This window comes from Glaciimonas sp. GG7, from assembly GCF_052976905.1.
Genome location: NZ_JBRIIQ010000027.1, coordinates 1 through 18,435, shown reverse-complemented (window position 1 = coordinate 18,435; position 18,435 = coordinate 1). Strand labels below are relative to the sequence as shown.

The 18,435-nt window shown below is 48.7% G+C and carries 12 protein-coding genes; 8 read left to right on the top strand and 4 right to left on the bottom strand.

All coding sequences use genetic code 11. From position 1 onward, the window contains the following. Window positions 1-64: 64 nt before the first annotated feature. The 8 genes from ACVBEF_RS08845 (at window position 65) to ACVBEF_RS08810 (ending at window position 8,357) form a co-directional block, all read left to right on the top strand. On the top strand, window positions 65-1,108 hold the full coding sequence (locus ACVBEF_RS08845) for a tyrosine-type recombinase/integrase (protein ID WP_447123570.1): 1,044 nt from the start codon (window positions 65-67) through the stop codon (window positions 1,106-1,108). Between the two features lie 287 nt (window positions 1,109-1,395). Further along, window positions 1,396-1,632: a plasmid-related protein gene (locus ACVBEF_RS08840; protein ID WP_168053691.1), complete on the top strand. Its 237-nt coding sequence runs from the start codon at window positions 1,396-1,398 to the stop codon at window positions 1,630-1,632. Beyond that, complete coding sequence (locus tag ACVBEF_RS08835) at window positions 1,629-2,255, top strand: helix-turn-helix domain-containing protein (RefSeq protein ID WP_447123569.1); 627 nt, start codon at window positions 1,629-1,631, stop codon at window positions 2,253-2,255. Before ACVBEF_RS08840 ends, ACVBEF_RS08835 begins: the two co-directional genes overlap by 4 nt. 197 nt (window positions 2,256-2,452) lie before the next feature. Next, on the top strand, window positions 2,453-2,731 hold the full coding sequence (locus ACVBEF_RS08830) for a hypothetical protein (RefSeq protein ID WP_447123568.1): 279 nt from the start codon (window positions 2,453-2,455) through the stop codon (window positions 2,729-2,731). Between the two features lie 44 nt (window positions 2,732-2,775). After that, window positions 2,776-3,786, top strand: coding sequence for a type IV secretion system protein (locus tag ACVBEF_RS08825; RefSeq protein WP_447123567.1), 1,011 nt, complete (start codon window positions 2,776-2,778; stop codon window positions 3,784-3,786). 13 nt (window positions 3,787-3,799) lie between these two features. Then, window positions 3,800-4,072 (top strand): hypothetical protein, encoded by a 273-nt coding sequence (locus ACVBEF_RS08820; protein WP_447123566.1) that lies wholly within the window; start codon window positions 3,800-3,802, stop codon window positions 4,070-4,072. A gap of 624 nt (window positions 4,073-4,696) precedes the next feature. Next, a complete protein-coding gene (locus ACVBEF_RS08815) occupies window positions 4,697-6,583 on the top strand; it encodes an ATP-dependent nuclease (protein ID WP_447123565.1) in 1,887 nt (628 codons plus the stop codon). A gap of 7 nt (window positions 6,584-6,590) precedes the next feature. After that, window positions 6,591-8,357, top strand: coding sequence for a UvrD-helicase domain-containing protein (locus tag ACVBEF_RS08810; RefSeq protein ID WP_447123564.1), 1,767 nt, complete (start codon window positions 6,591-6,593; stop codon window positions 8,355-8,357). 395 nt (window positions 8,358-8,752) lie between these two features. Here ACVBEF_RS08810 and ACVBEF_RS08805 read toward each other — a convergent pair whose 3' ends face one another. From ACVBEF_RS08805 to ACVBEF_RS08790, 4 genes are read right to left on the bottom strand one after another with little or no spacing between them, the layout of a single operon-like run. After that, the gene (locus ACVBEF_RS08805) at window positions 8,753-11,494 is read right to left on the bottom strand and encodes a phospholipase D-like domain-containing anti-phage protein (protein ID WP_447123563.1); all 2,742 of its coding nucleotides are present in this window, start codon (window positions 11,492-11,494) and stop codon (window positions 8,753-8,755) included. A 6-nt stretch (window positions 11,495-11,500) separates the two neighbouring features. After that, window positions 11,501-14,599, bottom strand: a complete 3,099-nt coding sequence (locus ACVBEF_RS08800; RefSeq protein WP_447123562.1) for an anti-phage-associated DUF1156 domain-containing protein — start codon at window positions 14,597-14,599, stop codon at window positions 11,501-11,503. A 50-nt stretch (window positions 14,600-14,649) separates the two neighbouring features. Then, a complete protein-coding gene (locus tag ACVBEF_RS08795; protein ID WP_447123561.1) occupies window positions 14,650-15,237 on the bottom strand; it encodes an anti-phage-associated DUF3780 domain-containing protein in 588 nt (195 codons plus the stop codon). Window positions 15,238-15,278: 41 nt separating this feature from the next. Continuing rightward, a complete protein-coding gene (locus ACVBEF_RS08790; RefSeq protein ID WP_447123560.1) occupies window positions 15,279-18,356 on the bottom strand; it encodes an anti-phage-associated DUF499 domain-containing protein in 3,078 nt (1,025 codons plus the stop codon). Window positions 18,357-18,435 lie beyond the last annotated feature (79 nt).

Here is an 18,435-nt window from a genome sequence, read left to right as displayed (position 1 = left end):
GGCATTTGCTTTTGTGGAACGCTAAAAGTACAGTATCAGTACACTCAGCATCCGCAAAGGCCAAATGGCAACCATCGTTAAGACCCCTTCCGGTACCTGGAAGGCACTCATTCGCAAGATCGGCTGGCCAACAACTTCCAAGACTTTTCGCACAAAGCGCGACGCCGATGACTGGTCGCGTCGGACCGAAGATGAAATGGTACGTGGCGTTTTTATTTCTCGATCACCCTCTGAACGAATGACCTTTGGCGCGGCGCTCAAACGTTATATCGCTGAAGTCTCCACGACGAAAAAGCTGAAGACCCAAAGTAGTGAGGCCGGCTCCGCAAAACATCTGGATAAATTCTTTGGTAAATATTCTCTCGCAGCCGTAAGCAGTGAGCTGGTCGCGTCTTACAGAGATCAGCGACTCGCTGACGGGAAGGCAAACAATACGGTACGCATTGAGCTCGCCCTGTTAAGTCATCTATTTACGATTGCCACCCAAGAATGGGGGCTCGGTATCACATACAACCCGGTGGTAAATATTCGCAAGCCAAGCCCGGGAGAAGGGCGTGACCGCCGCTTAACAGTCACGGAGCAGGAGCAGTTACTCAACACCGTCAAACAGCACAGCAACCCCATGCTGGGATGGATCGTAATGATCGCGATAGAAACTGGTATGCGACAGTCAGAAATTCTCGGCATACGCCGTTCCCACGTCGATCTTAAACGGCGTGTAGTGCGTCTGAGCGATACAAAAAATGATTCGTCCCGCACTGTGCCACTCACTCGCGTCGCAACTGAGGTCTTCAAAACAGCGTTGGAAAATCCCCTTCGTCCTAGCGGTATCGACTTAGTATTTTTTGGTGAGCCGGGAAAGGACGGCAAGCGAAGCCCGTACCAATTTAAGAAAATCTGGGGAGATATCAAAAAATCGCTTGGATTTGTAGACCTCCATTTTCACGACTTACGGCATGAGGCCGTCAGCAGATTGGTTGAAGCTGGATTAAGCGATCAGGAAGTAGCGTCGATAAGTGGCCACAAGTCCATGCAAATGTTGCGGAGATACACGCATTTGCGCGCGGAAGATTTGGTGAAAAAACTCGATAGATTGCAAGATGAATAAGGATAAACAGTCCGTTACAAATTGATACAAAACAATAATTCCGCCATAAATCGAAGATGAAAACAAATGTCCGTGTTTTCTCTTTGTGCTTGATTTAATTGAATTTTCCGAAAAACTGTCCAACAAAACATTAAAAATTGTCGCTACAAAACTAGCAATATTGTCGATACAAGAATTTAAATTTTGTCTTTTAAATCAATGACTTGCATTTGACAGGTGGTGGTGAAGGTCTATAGATTATGCCTTGTACATTCGTAATAAAACGAAACATTACGGTAACCAAGGCTATGACTACAGAAGAACTTTTGCTCGGCAAGTTTGGCCCATACATGACAATTGGTCAGTTGGCCGAAATACTCCATCGAAGCGCAGAAGGTTTGCGCATTAGTTTGTGCTCGGATAATGAGATGTCGCGTATTTTGCGACCAACTCGCGTCAAATTTGGTCGCCGTGTATATTTCCGCACGTTACAAGTGATCGAGGCATTGTCCCAAATCGGCGAGTCAAGCCAGGTGGTGAAATGACTCCCGCCAAACCTCAAGGTGAACTTTTTCAAGCGGAAACGCAGTGGTTTCATTTTTTCCGCTCGATGATTGATGGAGGGGGACTTGCGGAAATGACAGGTTCATCGCTGAAGGTCTATCTCGTCATCAAAGCGCACAGCAATTATCACACCGGTGATGCATTTCCCAGCCATGAAAAAATCGCTAAGCAATCGGGCATGTCAGTCTCGCAGGTTAAACGGCTCATCAAAGATCTTGTGTCGTTCGGTTATATCTCGAGCTCGCTAATTGGATGCTCCAATCATTATCGGATACATGAAATTGTGGAAATCCAGGATGAATCTGGAAACAATACTGCTAAGGCGACTTGGGACTACAAGCCCTCAACGGTGAGGGAGTCCGTCGCCGATTTGAAAAGCGCTTTGCGGAGCCGCGATATGAAGAACGCGAGCATTGTTCATATCGAGAGATTACAGGTCAACGTTAATCATGTCGCTAGTGGCGGCGTAGTTTTCAACCTCCAGGCGACATTAGACCAAATCCAACCAGGTTTAAGAGAGCAATTAGTTGTTCTGCTTAAAAATGTGGGTGCAATCGCGCCAGGGACTTATACACAGCCCACCGGTGACACCGATCACCCATGAGCTGTGTATAAGTCGAAAAGGGCTCACCCATGAACCCTTTTAGGCGGTAATAGGGGTCACCCATGAGCTACTAAAGAGAGAGATGTTTACTTATAAAGAGAGTGAAGCCGCGCACTCTTTTGATATCTACAGCGGCTGCAATATGGCGGACACCAGACTGCAGCCTGACCACAATAGAACCTGAGAAGAGGTCCGATATGGCTTTAGACATTATAACGTTTGACCAGATATCGAGGCTATGCGATCGCGATGACGTGATTGCAGAGTCATTGATTTATCCAGACATGCGACATGGGTTTTCGCTAAAGATCACTTTGGGATCAGAGTCCTACTCAGTCGTACGACGCGATGGCAGTCCGCATTATTTCCGCTCAATCGATCACGTTCTGGATGCACTTCTGGATGTGCCTAATATTTCTCCGTTCTTGACCTTGGATACCAGCGGATGGGCATTATCAACGATAGCGCTTTCTTGACGGAATACCGCGCTACTCCGGACAAACACTAGTACGGAAAGGAAATGAAAATGGCAATTGTGTATCAGGATGTTATCCAATTTGTAGATGCGGCATGCATTGAATTTGTTGGTCAAAAAGTGGAGGTCGTAGCATCTGCCATTGCCCCGGCCGCGTACTCCCTTCTGGGCGTGTACGTCATCATATGGGGACTTACAAGCATGCGTGGCTTGATTCAAGAGCCCATTACAGACATGGCCGTTAGGATGCTTAAAATCGCATTCATATTCGGAATAGCTTTAAACGTCGCAACATACTCAACTTACGTCATTCAGAATGCCTGGGACGCGCCACAGGACTTGGCAAACGCCATTGGTGGCAACTCAAGCGGAACCGTTTCTTCGCTCCTTGATAGTTTGCTTATGAAGGGTTTTATTGCAGGCAAACAAATGTATGACAAGGGAGGAATACTAAGCGGTGACTTTGGGCTCTATATTGCGGCGTTTTGCACGTGGGGCATAACCCTTGCTGTTACCGCCTACACTTGCTTCTTGCTAATCTTGAGCAAGGTAGCGCTTGCGTTATTGATCTCCGTCGGTCCGCTGTTTATCCTTTCACTGCTTTTCCAGTCGACTGCAAACTTCTTCAATTCATGGATTCAGCAGATAACAAATTATGGGATGGTGAACATATTGATCATCGCGGCCAACGCATTTGTACTAAAGATTTTTGAACGGTTTTCAGGGATTGCAGCCCAGCAGCAAACAGGTTCTATCGATCAGCTTATTCCCATGGTTGCGTCTGGAATAATTAGCTGCCTCGTACTAGCGCAAATCACCAGTATCGCAGCAGGCCTTGCCGGAGGCGTGTCTATGTCGTCATATGGAATGGGGCGTCTAGGGTTATCGGTCTTCTCACGTCCAGCGCGTGATTTGGCAAGCGCTGGTTATCGCGGCGGTAAACAAGCTGCCGCAGCCGGTACAAAAAAGGCCGCGCGAGTAGGGTGGAGCGCTACGGGTGGCCGGGCTTACAGCGCTTACAAGGCGCGTAATCGCAACAGCATATCGTCGAATTAATGGAGATATAAAGATGAACATATTTCAATCGCTTCTGCACACGCTCAAGTTTATTTTGTTCACAGCATTGCTATTCGTTCGGCCAGTCATTCGTGTCGGCTGTGGTGGCATCGCCGGAATTTCACTTTTTTGCTCTCTATTTATTTTTACATTCATGCGACAAGAAACCACGCCGCTATTTGCCTTCCTTTGGATCGGCCTCGGAATGACTGCTGTTTTATGGTTGTATGACGTGCTAATCATGCTGGTTGCACCGGACGGCTTCCAACTCATCGTTATTATTTAATCTCATCTCCCCAACCTTCCTTATCCTTAATGCCACTTACGCGCAGGCGATTTTCAGCCAGCAGATATTTGCCCGACTTTTTTGGCTATTTTGGTTGCAGCGATGCGCCAAGCGAAAACTAACATAAGGCATTTAAGAGATGTTTTTCCGCGGCGCCTAACAAAAATTAATCGCAAATTCTTGTCGCCAACTTTCTTTTTCCGTAGTGGAAAATACGCATTTTTTCGTCATGACGAAAAATTCCGAGAAGGTAGTAGCTAATGCAGGATAGACGTGCGTGGTCAAGGTGCAGCACCTTTGGCGCTGTCAGGTCCTACATCGACCATCAATAAACCAAGATCATTATTTATCTACCGTCAATTAGTGAAGGGTTTTGGTAAGTACAAACCAATAATTTCCTCATACAAGTTCATATCAAAATCAATAGCTGAGTACGAGCAAACATAGGGGCAGTGTGGCGGATTCAAATTAATCTATTTGAAAAAATAACTGCAGATAATCAAATTATCTTTCAGTAAACTTTAATAGCTTTATGTTAATGTTAGATCTTTCGCTAGGCGTATCAACCTTTTGGTATTTTAGGGTCTTGCGTTATGTTTTTTCATCAAAATATTAATTTGAAAAATGCACATTAACGAACTGACGATTAAAAGTTTTCGCACGTTTAACCAGCCATTTAAGGTCAAATTTAATTCTGGTCTGAATGTAATAGTCGGTGAAAACGGAGCAGGCAAGACTGCAATTATTAGCGCGCTCCGGCAACTATTCGTTGACTCCGAAGCTGGGCGATATTCAGTTACTGATCAAGACTTTTATCAGGATTTTCCAAAGGGCTCTACGCGCGCACGTGATTTTGCTATCACTGCCTCATTTGCTGACTTGGACGGGGAGGAAGAGCTGGCTTTTCTGACTTGGAAAGACGCTATGGGTGAACCGAAGCTCAACTTGCACGTCGAGAACCGCGAGACTCGAGGAAGATACAAAAGGACACTATGGGGCGGGTTAGAAAAGAAGGCCATTGATACCGATATACTTGATTTCATTAATTGCATCTACCTTCCTCCTTTACGTGATGCCGAAGAGAAGCTATCAAACGGCACGCGTTCAAGGCTCGCGAAGCTACTGAAAACAATTAGCAAGAAAGAGCTTAAGGCGCACGAGGATGCTGGTACTCAACACCCGCTCGTGGAGCGTGTTGAGGCGTTCAATACGGAATTGGCTGATAGCGATAAATATGCGATTAAGCAGGCCAACCAGCTTATTTCTAAGAGCCTTAAGGATGCAATCGGAGTCCATTTTTCGCAGGCGACAAGGATCCAATTTTCGGAGAGCGACTTTTCGCGGATCGTCGAAGGATTGCGCTTGTTGTATTTCCCGAGTATTGAGAATGTAGATGCTGCACTTTTCCGCAGTTTAAATGAAAACAGCTTGGGCTATAACAACCTGATATATATCGCGTCTATCTTGGCGGAGCTAACCTTTGGAGCAGGAAAGAAGGATCGCGATGCGGGATACTTCAGACTATTGTTAATAGAGGAACCTGAGGCCCACCTACACCCACAATTGCAAACACGGCTGCTTCGCTTCCTATCAGAAGCCGCGGAGAAGCAGAGTGTCCAAGTAATCGTGACGACGCACTCGACCGTCTTGGCTTCAGCCGTGCCCGTCCAATCGATTTTGCACGTGACCTGTGTTCCATATCCCATCGCTACGCCTTTGTCGGCATGTGGTTTGGAAGAGCCAAGTCGGCGCTTTATCAACAGATGGCTCGATGTTACTAAGTCCAATCTGTTGTTTGCTCGGGGTCTTCTCCTAGTTGAAGGTATAGCGGAAGCGATATTGCTACCAGTCATGGCGAAAACCATTTTGGCTGATCAACCCGAAGGAAAACGGACATTAGACGATATGGGAATATCGGTTATAAGTCTGAATGGTATTTACTTCAAGCATTTCATGCAGTTGTTCTGCAATCTGGATGCGAAGGTGGAAGGGGCTAACATACCAATACGGTGCGCAGGTTTGACAGATTTGGATCCGGCGAAGACACGGAAAATTATTTTGGGGGATAAGGAGATAGTAGAGGACATTAAGCCGCATAAGGATAGCCAACATCCTGGCACAAATCATGCGCTCGACCTTGTCCTACAGATCGGAACGTCAGAGCATGCGAGGCTTTTTGTAGGGGCTTACAAAACCTTCGAGTATGACTGTGCGCTAGAAGAAAATAATATCCGTGTCATGGCAAAGGTTATGCATGACAGTTGGCCCACTAATGGCCGAAACAAAGCTCGCTTGCTCGCGTTGTCTGATTTAGCGGTGGACTGGACTGAAAAAGATGATAGCGAAAGGGCAAATGCTGCGTTCGAGCTACTGAACTTCATTGAGAACGATGATATGGGAAAAGGATTGTTCGCCCAATTGCTAGCTGATGTGTTAGAAAATGACAGAATTTCGCTGGCTGTTCCGGCCTATATCACTGGAGCAGTGAAGTGGAGCTGCGGTTTGGAGTAAGTGCGCGATGATTGATTTCACTCCTAAGCAGCTTAAGTACATTGACTCTAGTCTTGAGAGAAATGTACACCTGAAAGCATGCCCGGGTAGCGGAAAGACCGAAGTGACCGCCGCCAAGGTGGCTAAGGAAATTGACGCCTGGATGCAGTTCCCAGCCGGTATGGCGATCCTCTCCTTTTCCAATAGTGCGACGGATGAACTGCGGGAGCGCATCTCAATCGCTAGGCGTGGGAACCAAAGGGAGTTTCCCCATTTTATTGGCACGATTGATAGCTTTGTACTTAAAAACATAGTCACTCCGCTTTCGCACAAGATCACTGGATACCCGGGCGACGAGGGTGACTTTACCTTAAGGATTATTAGCCATGATGCGCGGATCTTTATCAAAACTAAATATGGCTATGCCAATCGAGGGAATGTCGCTGCGAATTCCTTTGATTGGGATCTCGCCACTGAGCGTTTCGTGTTCTTTGATGAAGCCGAGTCCGTAAAAAAATTGCTGAATGCAATTATTTTGCAGCCTCACCAAATTCAAGATCTCCTTGATACAAAGCAGCGCTTTTACGCCAAGGGCTTCGCCACCTATAAAGATGTAGAGAGGTTGGCCTTGAGCATATTGGGCGATAAGCGATTTGAGCAGCGCATTGGTCTGCTAGTGGCACGGTATCCCTGCGTCGTTGTCGATGAATGCCAAGACCTTTCTGCGGAGCAAATCACTATTCTCACGATGCTGGTCAAGCGCGGAATTAAGCTTCACCTGGTGGGTGATTTGAATCAATCGATATACGGATTTCGCAACTGCAATCCAGTGGCCATTTTTCGGTTCATTGCATCCATTGAGCATGACGAGATGTTATTGGATGAAAATTTCCGTAGCGGTCAGGCGATTGTCGACATGCATGGGAAGTTTGTGCACGCGCAGCCAATAACCGGGCGCCCCAATTTTTCCCCGCAAACTTGCTATCTTCTGGAGTATAACCAATGCCCGACAGAAGTGTTGACAAGGTTTGACGCGCTGGCATTAGGTCACGCTAAAGCGGTGATTGTAGCGCGCGGTCACAGCACTCTGGATAAGTTCAGGTATGCCACCTCTGAGAAATCGCCTGTTGAGACGTTAGCCCTTGCGATATTAGTGTTTTCTCAAGGGGAAAACGGTACTTTACAGCGGTCGCTGGGACTTTTTTCCGCTTATCTTGCGGAGACTTGCATTCGCAGCCACACGGGAGGCGCGGACGTGTACTTCCGTCCTGTACTGGTCTCCTCCACGCTCGCGTGGCATCAATTTCTTTACAGTGTGTTGTCTGCGTTTGTCGAAAATGGACTCGCCAATCAAACGTTGACGTGGAAAATGTGGTGCGTTGCATTGAAGGCAGCGCTGCCGCGCTTGTCGGTTATTGATCCGATTGACCCTACAATATCCCAAGTTCTTTCTGACCTGCAGCAGAAACGTCATCCTTCACCAAAGAATCTCGGGGAGAGTAAGTTGGTAATTTCGCTTCGGGCAATGCCCGTCAACAAGCGCACAACTAGGTTAGCTACCATCCATGAAGTTAAAGGTGAAACGCATGATCTGACGATGCTTGTATCAAGTACAAAAAAAGGGAAACAGTCACATTGGAAAGAGTGGCTTGAGGATGCAACCAGCGAGGCAGCCCGCCTTGCCTATGTCGCGTCATCGCGACCTCGGCACATCTTAATCTGGGCAGTGAAGTCGCTCAAGAAAGACGAGAAGCAACAGCTTCTTAAGTTAGGTTTTCAGCATATTTCGAACTGATTTTATTATCTCTTCTGATTTTCATTTTCCGGAGAAGCCAGCGCGTTTTTCGTCATGACGAAAAAAATGAAGTTGGTTGTAGCTAAGGCAGGATAGACTAGCGTGGTCAAGGTGGCCCACCTTTAATGGTCCTCATTTCGTCATGACGAAATTCCGGAACTTACTCGTTACCGGGATGCCTATAAATGCTGCGAACGAAGCCTGGGAAAAAAATCGTTTGCAACTATACATAAGTGATGGACTTTTGGCTGAAATCCATCGGCGGACTTCAACTTTTCACATGTGCAGACGAATCTGCGCTACGGTTGAACGATCCTCCGTTAGGACCTGGATACGGAGGATGGCAATCTGTTTTCTGCTCTCGGCGGCTATAACGACAGGCGCGGGAGAGCGGTTTACCAACCCTCAGATAGCTTTGCTACGAGCTCCTGCCGGGCTAAAACGCGTTCGCACAATTCCCATCGGTCCTTGCTCGGGTGGATAGTGTCCCCTCCTTGGTAGCGAATTTCAAAAGCATTTTTCGCCGCTTTGCGCTTCTCAATGTATTTGTCCAGCTCCGCGCCAAGCTCTTCAACGTTTTCAATCCAATCGTCGTCAATGGTGTCAGGTAACGAGCCAAACAGGTCGAATTTATCCTTTAGTCGCTTGGAAAGCACCTCATAGACTCGTTCGTCCCGGGTCTGGGCATAGACTAAATTGAGCATGTCGACGATTCTCCTAGCTTGGCCAAAGCGCTTGATGCGGCCAAGGCGTTGCTCCAGTCGGCTTGGGTTCCAAGGTAGGTCGATATTGATAAGCGACCCCAAGGCCTGAAGATTCAACCCTTCGCATGCCGCGTCGGTCGCAACCACCAACTTGATTTCGTGCCGTTTAATTGCCGCTTTGATGTATTCGCGCTCTACGGTGGAGAAGTTCTCACCGCGGAACAATCCGCTTTTCCCCGTACCTGCATAGACCGCCACCACGATATCCGGGTGCACCTTGGCCAGTTCGGCGGCCACCCATTTGGCGGTGTCGTAATATTGGCTAAAAACGATGCAACCATGCTCCAGGAAGGTTCTCCGGTCTGGCCCAAGTCCCGTGCGGTGTTCGCTCAAGAAGTAGTTCACGGCCGCCAGTTTCGGGTCACGAGCTTCCGGTCTGCTGAGCTCGGCCACAATTGTGCGGAGGCAGTCAGCCTCTCCTTGACTGAGGCCGTCAAGTGGATTGTCTAATCCCTCAAGCGCCTCTTCGTCCTCAATGGATCGGTTATCCAGCATCGTCTGGGCTGTCGCACGGCCAGAGGCAAAGCTGGAGCAAATGCGTTGCAGCAGCATGTTTTTCATGAATCCGGCTGCAGGAGTTCGTTTCAACAGCAACTTTGTGAAATCCAAAGCCGCTTGATACGCGATATCAAACGGGAGATTGGTCACTAAACCAAGGCCATCCAAGTGCAAGCCTGGATACGTGCCAGCCGGCGCTTTAGGGTCTGGATGGACGTCGACGGCGACCTTTTCCAGCAAGCCCATATGCTCAAGGACATCGCGCCGGCGCAGAACCGTGTGTCGCAGGATGGGATTATTGTTTTTAAAGAAGCTCTTATCTTGGGTAATTTCAGCTAAGGTCATGGGTAAAAAGAAGTTCTTGCTCTCTAATTCGGAGAACGGGAGATCGCTATGATGTTGGTTATCGTCCACGTCCAAGTTGTGCCGCAGGCTCACTATCCGGTCATCTGTCTCGGTTCTGGGGGGGAGCGGCGTACGCAAGTAATCCCAGACTACTGCCGGATCGTCAAACGTAGTTACCCCTTTGACTACAGGCAAGGCCTCATCACAGTTACGCCACTTACTGGAGAACTCCCTACCCATAACGAAGCCAGCACCCTCATTCAACAGGTTGAGTAAGTCCCACAACTCTACTACTTCAGTCTGGATGGGCGTTGCCGTTCCAATGACCATGTTTTTAGTTTTTTTGGCCAACTGCAGCATGAAGCTCAACAAGTTGTTCGGCTTGTAGTCTTTTTTTCCGATGCCTCGGCTCACTCTGGCCTTGTGTCCTTCGTCGAGAATCACAGTTCCAAACTGAATGCTAAGCAGTTCAGCGCACTCGTCGGCCTTATGGAAAATTAGGCCCTGCGAAACGATGGCCATGGCACTTGGACAGCGTTTTATGCCCGCTGCGCCCAACGTGTTCTTGATGATATGGCCATTCTCATCCTGCCAGCATTTTTTACTGGATAGCCATACCGCGCTGGGGATGCCCAACCTGTCTTTAAGTTCGGTCTGCCACTGAAAGGTGAGAGTTGAGGGACAGAGAATAAGCACCTTGCCGTCACCCATCAGTGCAGAAACCATCGCCGATACGGCCATGGAGAGCGTCTTACCCACGCCAACCTCGTCGGCCAAAAGCAGTCGAGCCTTGCCGTAAGTTTCCCTGTGTTGCATAAAAATGCTCACAAAAGATCGTTGCCAAGGCTGCAGCATCTCACCCGCCCGATACAGAGGACTTTCAACTAAGGCTGCGCCAGGAATTTCGTTAGACTTAAGTTCTTCGAAACGAACTTCATATCGCTTTGCGATACGTCCGACTTCATCAATGATGGCATCTGGAAGGTCGTAACTATCGTTCCAAAGCGCATCAAACTCGGCGTCGACCCAAGCAACTGCTGCAGGTGAAGAATCTTCCCAAAGAATTTCGTAGTTGGTCAAAAAAGCACTTTTGGACTCGTTGATGGAACCCATAAACGAAGTCATGGAACCATCTGCCTGCTCGATTACGCCTGCTTTTCCATGCAAAAATACGCAGTTTTTTGGAACCACCCGAATTTTTACGTTACCCGCGCGAAGTAAGGCATAAAGCTTTCGGTACTGGTCTCGGTAAAGCAGTGCTTCAATGGCAGGGGATGTTTCGTTCCAAACCTCCTTCAAAGCAGATTCCCGCGCAGCTTGGGAAACTTTGATGTCCGACACGTCTAGCTCGCTGTTACAGACAATGCGCACGTCCGGAATATTCGCTATTTCTTCGCCAACTAGCTCAAAGATGGAACTGCGAAAGTAGCCGGCAATGCGCCTGTATGAAACAGCGCCCTCTAGGCGTTTGGCCAAGAACTCCTTATCAAGGCGTTGGCTACGAGAACTGAAGCGCTGAATGGTACTCATATCGACTTACATACGTTGATTTTCAAGACCACCTGCCAGAATCCGGGCGGCGGCCGCTTCTTCGGGGCGCATAAATTCCACTTTTTTGGCAATGAACTTGGAAAGACTCACTAAGGTGACGCGTGAGGAGTAAAAAGCGTTTACTTTGAGGTTTTGTTCCAACCCTTTCAGCACCAGATCGATATCTTTCTGGGCCTGCAGGTCCATGAGGGCGTAGAGCACCGCACGGGTGGGTGTCTCAAACAGCCCGGATGACACATTCATTTCTGACCGTGCGAATTGCTTGGCAGAGCGTAAAGATGCGGCGCTCGCTTTTTCACTTTCCATGAATGGTTTCCAATCCTTAACCGAGAAGGCTTTGGCAAAGTTTTGATAATTGTCCAGCCCATGTATGCCCTGCGACTCCATATCCAGCATTTTTAAATAAAAGCGCTCGCTCGGATTGAGGTCATGCCAGACGGCTTCGGGTAAGCCATGTGGCACCAAAGCTTTGTTTGCAGTGTTGACGGCAAACTCAATCAACCCGTCCACCAACGTTTCTTGCCCCCCCACTCGCGGGCGCAAAGCCTCCTGGGTCATGTCTTTTCCATCAATTACGCTGTACTTGGTCAGTACCTTAAGGGCAGCGGCGTAGCCTGCCATTTGCAGGTCTGCATCCTCAAATAGGTTCCCATCTTTGGCACGGTTTGAATCAGCTGCAACTGTATCATTCAGGCCGGTGAGTCGCTTGATTTGTTCGGCGACCTCGTCTTCCAACTCATAAGATAGGTCCGTCTGGTTCGTACGTTTCGCTCCTAAGCGTTTGCGCAGTACCAAAAGAATGGTCCCTTTGACGTATGAACCCTCTCGCAACGCGGAGTCGGTCTCTGTGACCAAATACCATGCTGCAGTAACACGGAGGCCACTGGCCCAGACAATGTTTGCCATGTCCGCCCAAATGTTGCCATCTTGATGGGTAAACATTAAAATTTGCAGTCCATTGTCTGGCATGCATTCGGCCATGCGTTTATAGGCTGCAACCATGCTTAGCCGAAAATTATGATCCTCACCTTTGACCGCTAGTTCACGTCGCGAATCCCAAGTCCAGTCAGCGAACTCAGCTGGCGGAGTTTTACGAAGCCAAGCAATGAAGAATTCCAGAATTTCTTCATATTTTACTGCGTCGCCGTATGGAGGGTCCGTGATAAATACTTCACAGTTAATATTAAGCTTCGAGACGGGAATGTTTTCCAGCACTAGTTCATGTGTAGAAACAGCCACTTCTGATGCGGTCTTCAAGAACACGTTGGCAATTGACACCATCCCCCTGCACCCGTAGTTAAATAACGTGTTTAGAGCTTGATTATAGAACACATCCTGAACACTTCCGCCCCCCCCACTTCCAGGATTCCATCGAGACAGCCTAGCGCTCCAATTAAGAATCTGGTTGAGATTCAAGGCATTGTCAGCAGCAATGTTACGTCGAAATAGAGTTGCGATTAAGAGCTGCCTAGGATTAAACAAATGATGCCAATGGGTCCACCCACGCGTCCGAATCGGTTCGTCAGTCTTATCGCCCGGTTCAATCCGCGTATCGGGCACCCATCCTTTTATTTGCCAATTGGCAATATTCTTTTGTACATGTTTTGTTACCTTGTCTTCGCGAGCTAGGTCAGCCTGCGTGACAGAACGAAATTCAGCCGTGGGCCGAGGAGAGCCATCATCCTTAATCCACTGAATAGCGTATAGCCTTTCTTGAAAAATATCAGATTCCAGAAACACTACGTCTTCTGTGTCCCACATCCGTAACATATTTTTCTTTATTTTTTTGCCATCTTCCACCGTGGTGTAGTCCCCGCGAATTGCTGTAAGCGCGTTGATATGCTCCACCCCATTTACTGTATGGACTACGTTACCGTCCCTATAGGTCCCGTTAATAAATTCATCTATTGCGGATAAACTCAGCTTGGGCACCAACTCAATGGCATAAGTACTTGTTGCATAGTCAGGTACCAGTTTTATAGCCAAATTATTATTGGCTCCCGTTCTCTGCTTTGAGACAATAAAGCTTGGCAACACGGGCACCTTCCATCCTGACGAGGGGCAAGTGACTTCCAGACAATACAGGTAGACCTTGCCTCGCCAACCAGCACCGTCCGTCTCGATGCCCAGAGCATCAATTTCCCCACGAACTTTAAGTGCCAATGCTTTTTGTTCTTTTTCAATCTCTCTACGTTTCGGGACTGTTGCCCCTACGATGTTGAATGCCCCCCATGTCAACATGCACGCCACTGGGTTCAAGTCCGAAGCGTACACATCACAGCCGAGCTGTGCAGCCGCAAACGGAATCTGTCCGGACCCTGAAAACGTATCCGCCACGGTCGGCCGATGGCCGTACCGCATTACCCCCAATTGCTCAACCAACCCCGCGAAAGTCGTGGTCTTTGTACTTAAATGAGCATTTACTGTGGGCCAAATATGGGTGCTCACCTTGTCGGCAATCTCTTCGGCGCGCTTGGTCCCTTTGTCGCTGGCCAGCTCCTTGTATGACTGGGTATCAAATAGCCCCGCAGCCAACTCGTGTTTTTCGTCCTCCGAGACGTCGTCACGCCAAGAGAGCTTTACGACGTGCTCAATCCCATTTTTCAGGTAGGTATAATCTTTGATGTCAAAAGGAGCTTGGATGGGAAGGGCATTGGTCTGCTCAGGCGGGTCAACCTTGAAATACGCGCCTATGTCGCCGATGACCAGATGTTCAGCAATTTCAGCTGGCTTTGCCAGTCCGATACGCTTGGACATCGAAACCTCGTCCATGCCCATCAGTAGCTCAAAGACTTCGAGGTCTTTGATAGGGTTGTCCGTTGCCGGTAACAGGGCTGCCAATACACAGGCGCGGTTGAGCACCAAAGGCTTGCGACCTTTCCAGTAACTGCCAAGTGCAGTCAGGGTCTGGCCGGAGCCAGCCATACGTTCTTTGTAGACATCGATGGAGAGCTTCTGTACCGGCAGTAGTGCCTCAATCAATGAGGGAGTGTCTTTTAGGCTCAGCGCAATCACGCCAGACGGATGCGGCTTGGTGGTGTAGTCTATTTTTGGAATAGTGGTGACAGCAGTGGTAGAGGTCATGGTCTCAATTTTTTGTAGTATTTAGCCGGTAAGGCTTGAGTTGAGAATACTTAAAACAAATTCAGGTTTTCTGAAGTTTCTTCCGACGGGCGAATCGAGCGAGGCTTCCGTTCATCAGGAGAGTTGCCGCCCGAGAGCGCAAAATAAAGGGCCTTTCGCCATCCACCATCGGTATCAGCGGCCAAGCCTGCTTCAGCAATAGTCTGACCAAATAGCCACCAGCGCTCTTCGGGCCTTAGCGCAGACCATTTGGCAGCAATCACCTTGCATTCATCTACTGCCTGAGCGTGTTCTGCCGCCCAGGCCAGTACACACAACTCTTTACCCAGCATACGGTCCACCTTATTGTCGCCAGTAGTCCAACGGCTGGAAGGCAGCTTTTTAGCTTTCAGCCGGGCAGCAAAGTCTTTTCGAGCCGCTTCAGATATAGCCGACCAATAACGCCGAGGCAGGTTCACTCGAACCTCATGGGTGGGGAAACCATTATCGCCCCCCTTCAACCCATAATCTTCGATGATGGCGATGTCCCCTTTCAAAGCGACAGGAATGTTTACCCGAAAGATGTGCGCGCCGTATGTCGCAAGCGCGCCAAATCCTAAGTAATGCTCTGCTGTTTTATCGCTTTTTGGTTGAGTCATGCAATCCTTTAACTTTTGGTGATGAGCCGTTGAGAATTCTGTTACTGGGAGAAATCGTTCTCGCCAACCTCAAATCCGGCTTTTTCGGCCAAGTCGACGAGGTCCTGCCCTGACTTAAACTGGAATCGGTGAATCTTGAGGCTGATGGCGGAATCCACGGGCAGGCAGGAACCAATCTGGCTAAGTACGTTCTCTAAATATTCCGCACTGACAGGAGTGTCTCCTAGTCCAAATTGCGCTACCTGAGGCGCAGTACCAATTACGGCCTGGATTTTTTCCAAAACTGTTTGACGCTCTTTGAGCAAGCTAAGCGCCTGGTATGCTTCCTGGCGAGATCCTAAAGATACAATTTTATTGAGCGTGACAGGCTTACTCCGATCGATGACCACAGCCTTCTTGCCATCAGAGATTGCGCCATAAGTAAAACGCTCCTTTTGCTCCAAACCGCCGCCATCGGAAAAAACCAGAAGAGTAATGTTGCCAGAATCTAACGTAATCGGGTCAATATACGGAGTGCCGTTCCGAGGCTCAGACCCATCTAATGTGTACCAAAGTTTTGCAGCTGGAGCAACAAATAACTCAACCTCACGATTGAGGGCATTCCAGCTTGCTCGAATAACCAGTTTGTTCTCCCAGGATTGGCTGTCTCCTGTATCGAATTGCCCATTGGGGTCAACTGCCAAAAACTGCACTCGATAGGCCTTAGTTTGTAAAACGTCGTCCTTTAAAATCGGACTTGCTTCGTTTACGACGCCATCTTCAGCGTAATGAATACGGGCAGACGGGCCAGCATTCAGGGCGTTAATCCGCAAAAGAACGAATCCTTCATCATTAGGTGTCGTCTCAGGCACAACTTGGACTGCTGTTTTCTTCTTGGCGGGTGTGTGGCTGATGTGTCCAGTACCTAAATCCTCCCAGACGCCTTTTTGAATAGCCAAGGTCTTGAGTGACTCCAACCCCCGAGGTGGCAGCCATGGCATCTTAGGCTTTTGCTTTTCACGTGCGACCGCAGTGGTCCAGTCGATATGGGGCGACGTTTCGTTCCACAGGTTAGTTTCGGCAAATTCGCGCAGCGCATCAAATTCAGCTTCAATATCCAGAAATAGCTTACGCGGGTGAGCTGCCAAGGTTTGCTCGATTTGCTGTTCGCCGTCATACGGCTTATTACCGTCACGTTTGGTATCGAGTGGCTTGACTTTTAGTTCAGGGGCCTTGTCGCCAACCTGTACCGGATAGATAACTTTATCGAAAACACCAAGAATGGTAGAGTAAAACTCGTGGTCTGCCGTTTCTTTTTTGACTAAAAATTCTTCGAACTGGGCATGATTTTTATTGATTTTGTTGTCAGCCTTGAGGGTCGCGAACACACGACGGGCCGCATTTTCGATGCTGGCCATCTGAGTTTTGTCACCAGTCAATACCAAGAGATTGTTTTTCTCTGTCAGTTCGTTGAAGAACTGTGTCAACGCATCTGGGGGCATCTTGGTGGCTGGATTGATAATGAGCAAAACACGATTGCGTTTAACCTCATCAGTCACCTCGACGTATTCCGGTAATGCAATAACCTTGGTATAAGCCGTCTTTCTAACCGGGGCGAACATAGACTCCAAGCGGACTTTGATAAGCTCGTCAATCTGCGCTTCAGGTGCTGCTGTAGCCAGAGCCTGAAGCATTTTGGTCAAGTTTTCTTGACGGTCAAAGTAAAGCCGTGAATCTTGGTTTTGATGCAGGAACCAGCACTCTCCAAGTAACGCATCAAGTGCAGCACCATACTCGACCACTGATTGTTGAGGGGTAACCACGCACTCCAGCATTTCTTCTTTTGACAGGCCTTTGACAGCATTTACGGCGGTCGACAGGCTGGCGGTAAACAACAGATTTGCTACCTCGGTTGCATTTTTATTGCCGCTCGCAGCATCCAAACCTTGGGCATGGGCTGAAAAATTGGAATCCCACAAGTCCTTTGCGATGACGTCCTGCATACCAGAGATGTCAGCCAGTTTGCTACGAACTTCCGTGATACTTAAGTCAAAGTGCTGGGCACCGATTAGATACACATCGTCGCTGTCGCGTTCCCACACCGACTTCAATAAACGGGACATCAGCTCCATAAGGCCGCGGGTCTGCATGAACTGTTCGTTTTCTTTGAACAGGGCGACCAAGTCTTTCAGCCTAGGATGAAATGGGTAGGTATTGACGATTTCATCGGCCAGAGCTTCTGCGCCACGGGCAATGACCTTCGATTTAGTAGCTTCTTCGAGCGCTTGACCGTAGCGTGCTGCCAAGTCTTGGATTTCAGCGATATCAGGCAACTTTACGAACAGTCGCTTGCGCAGGATGTCATAGACTTCCGTGCCGGCCAGGTCCACCGGAGTGATTGCCTTTTCTTGGCGGCCCAACTCTTTACGGGCATCAAGCAACGCACGTTCAATCATTGCACCACCTTGAGCGTATGAAGCGTCCAGATCAGATACAACAACGCACACATTCGAGAGTTTGCCGGCGGCACTGAGCATATTGGCGAAAGCACGCGTAGCGATATCCGCAACCGTACCAATGCCTACTGAGCGGGTGCCTAACACTTGGAAGTACGGTGGTAGCTCATCCAACAAAATCAACGTTGGCTTGTCCGACTTCAGTACGGTAGTCCAATCGGACTCATCCGGTGCGTCAGGACCATTTGCCCAGAACTTTCGGAATTGCTCTCCCTGTCCAAGTTGGTGAGCAACTTCACCCCACAAGTAATGCTGGGGGCTGTTGCGGCCATTGAATGCCACCACCCGGGCATCATCAAATGAGTTGATGTACGGAATGTCAGCGCAGTATTTTTGGCGCAGGGGGGAGTGCTTAGCGGCCAACCCTGTGCCCACAATCAAATGAGTCTTACCCCCGCCCATGGCTTGCTTTAAGTGGAAAACCGCGTTGTTTGACTTACCTGCCAAGCGTTCAATCGTCCCACGCAGCAAGTCGCGCATACCGACCGTGATGAACGTCTTTTGGTAAAACGCCTCACCATTGCCCTCCGAGTGAATTAGCTCTTCCAGCTGTTCAATTTGGTCGCTAACGTCAATCGACAGAGCGTTCGGTGCAAGTTCGCAGGCTTGTTTAACGGTTTTCATTACTCAGACTCCATGGATGCAGTTGTTGTTGTTGTTGTTGTTGTTGTTGTTGTTGTTGTTGTTGTTGTTGTTGTTGTTG

Coding starts and splice junctions, on each gene's coding strand:
- ACVBEF_RS08800 (WP_447123562.1), bottom strand. CDS start 14,599: ATGACCTCTACCACTGCTGTCACCACTATTCCAAAAATAGACTACACC.
- ACVBEF_RS08840 (WP_168053691.1), top strand. CDS start 1,396: ATGACTACAGAAGAACTTTTGCTCGGCAAGTTTGGCCCATACATGACA.
- ACVBEF_RS08795 (WP_447123561.1), bottom strand. CDS start 15,237: ATGACTCAACCAAAAAGCGATAAAACAGCAGAGCATTACTTAGGATTT.
- ACVBEF_RS08835 (WP_447123569.1), top strand. CDS start 1,629: ATGACTCCCGCCAAACCTCAAGGTGAACTTTTTCAAGCGGAAACGCAG.
- ACVBEF_RS08790 (WP_447123560.1), bottom strand. CDS start 18,356: ATGAAAACCGTTAAACAAGCCTGCGAACTTGCACCGAACGCTCTGTCG.
- ACVBEF_RS08815 (WP_447123565.1), top strand. CDS start 4,697: ATGCACATTAACGAACTGACGATTAAAAGTTTTCGCACGTTTAACCAG.
- ACVBEF_RS08820 (WP_447123566.1), top strand. CDS start 3,800: ATGAACATATTTCAATCGCTTCTGCACACGCTCAAGTTTATTTTGTTC.
- ACVBEF_RS08810 (WP_447123564.1), top strand. CDS start 6,591: ATGATTGATTTCACTCCTAAGCAGCTTAAGTACATTGACTCTAGTCTT.
- ACVBEF_RS08825 (WP_447123567.1), top strand. CDS start 2,776: ATGAAAATGGCAATTGTGTATCAGGATGTTATCCAATTTGTAGATGCG.
- ACVBEF_RS08845 (WP_447123570.1), top strand. CDS start 65: ATGGCAACCATCGTTAAGACCCCTTCCGGTACCTGGAAGGCACTCATT.
- ACVBEF_RS08830 (WP_447123568.1), top strand. CDS start 2,453: ATGGCTTTAGACATTATAACGTTTGACCAGATATCGAGGCTATGCGAT.
- ACVBEF_RS08805 (WP_447123563.1), bottom strand. CDS start 11,494: ATGAGTACCATTCAGCGCTTCAGTTCTCGTAGCCAACGCCTTGATAAG.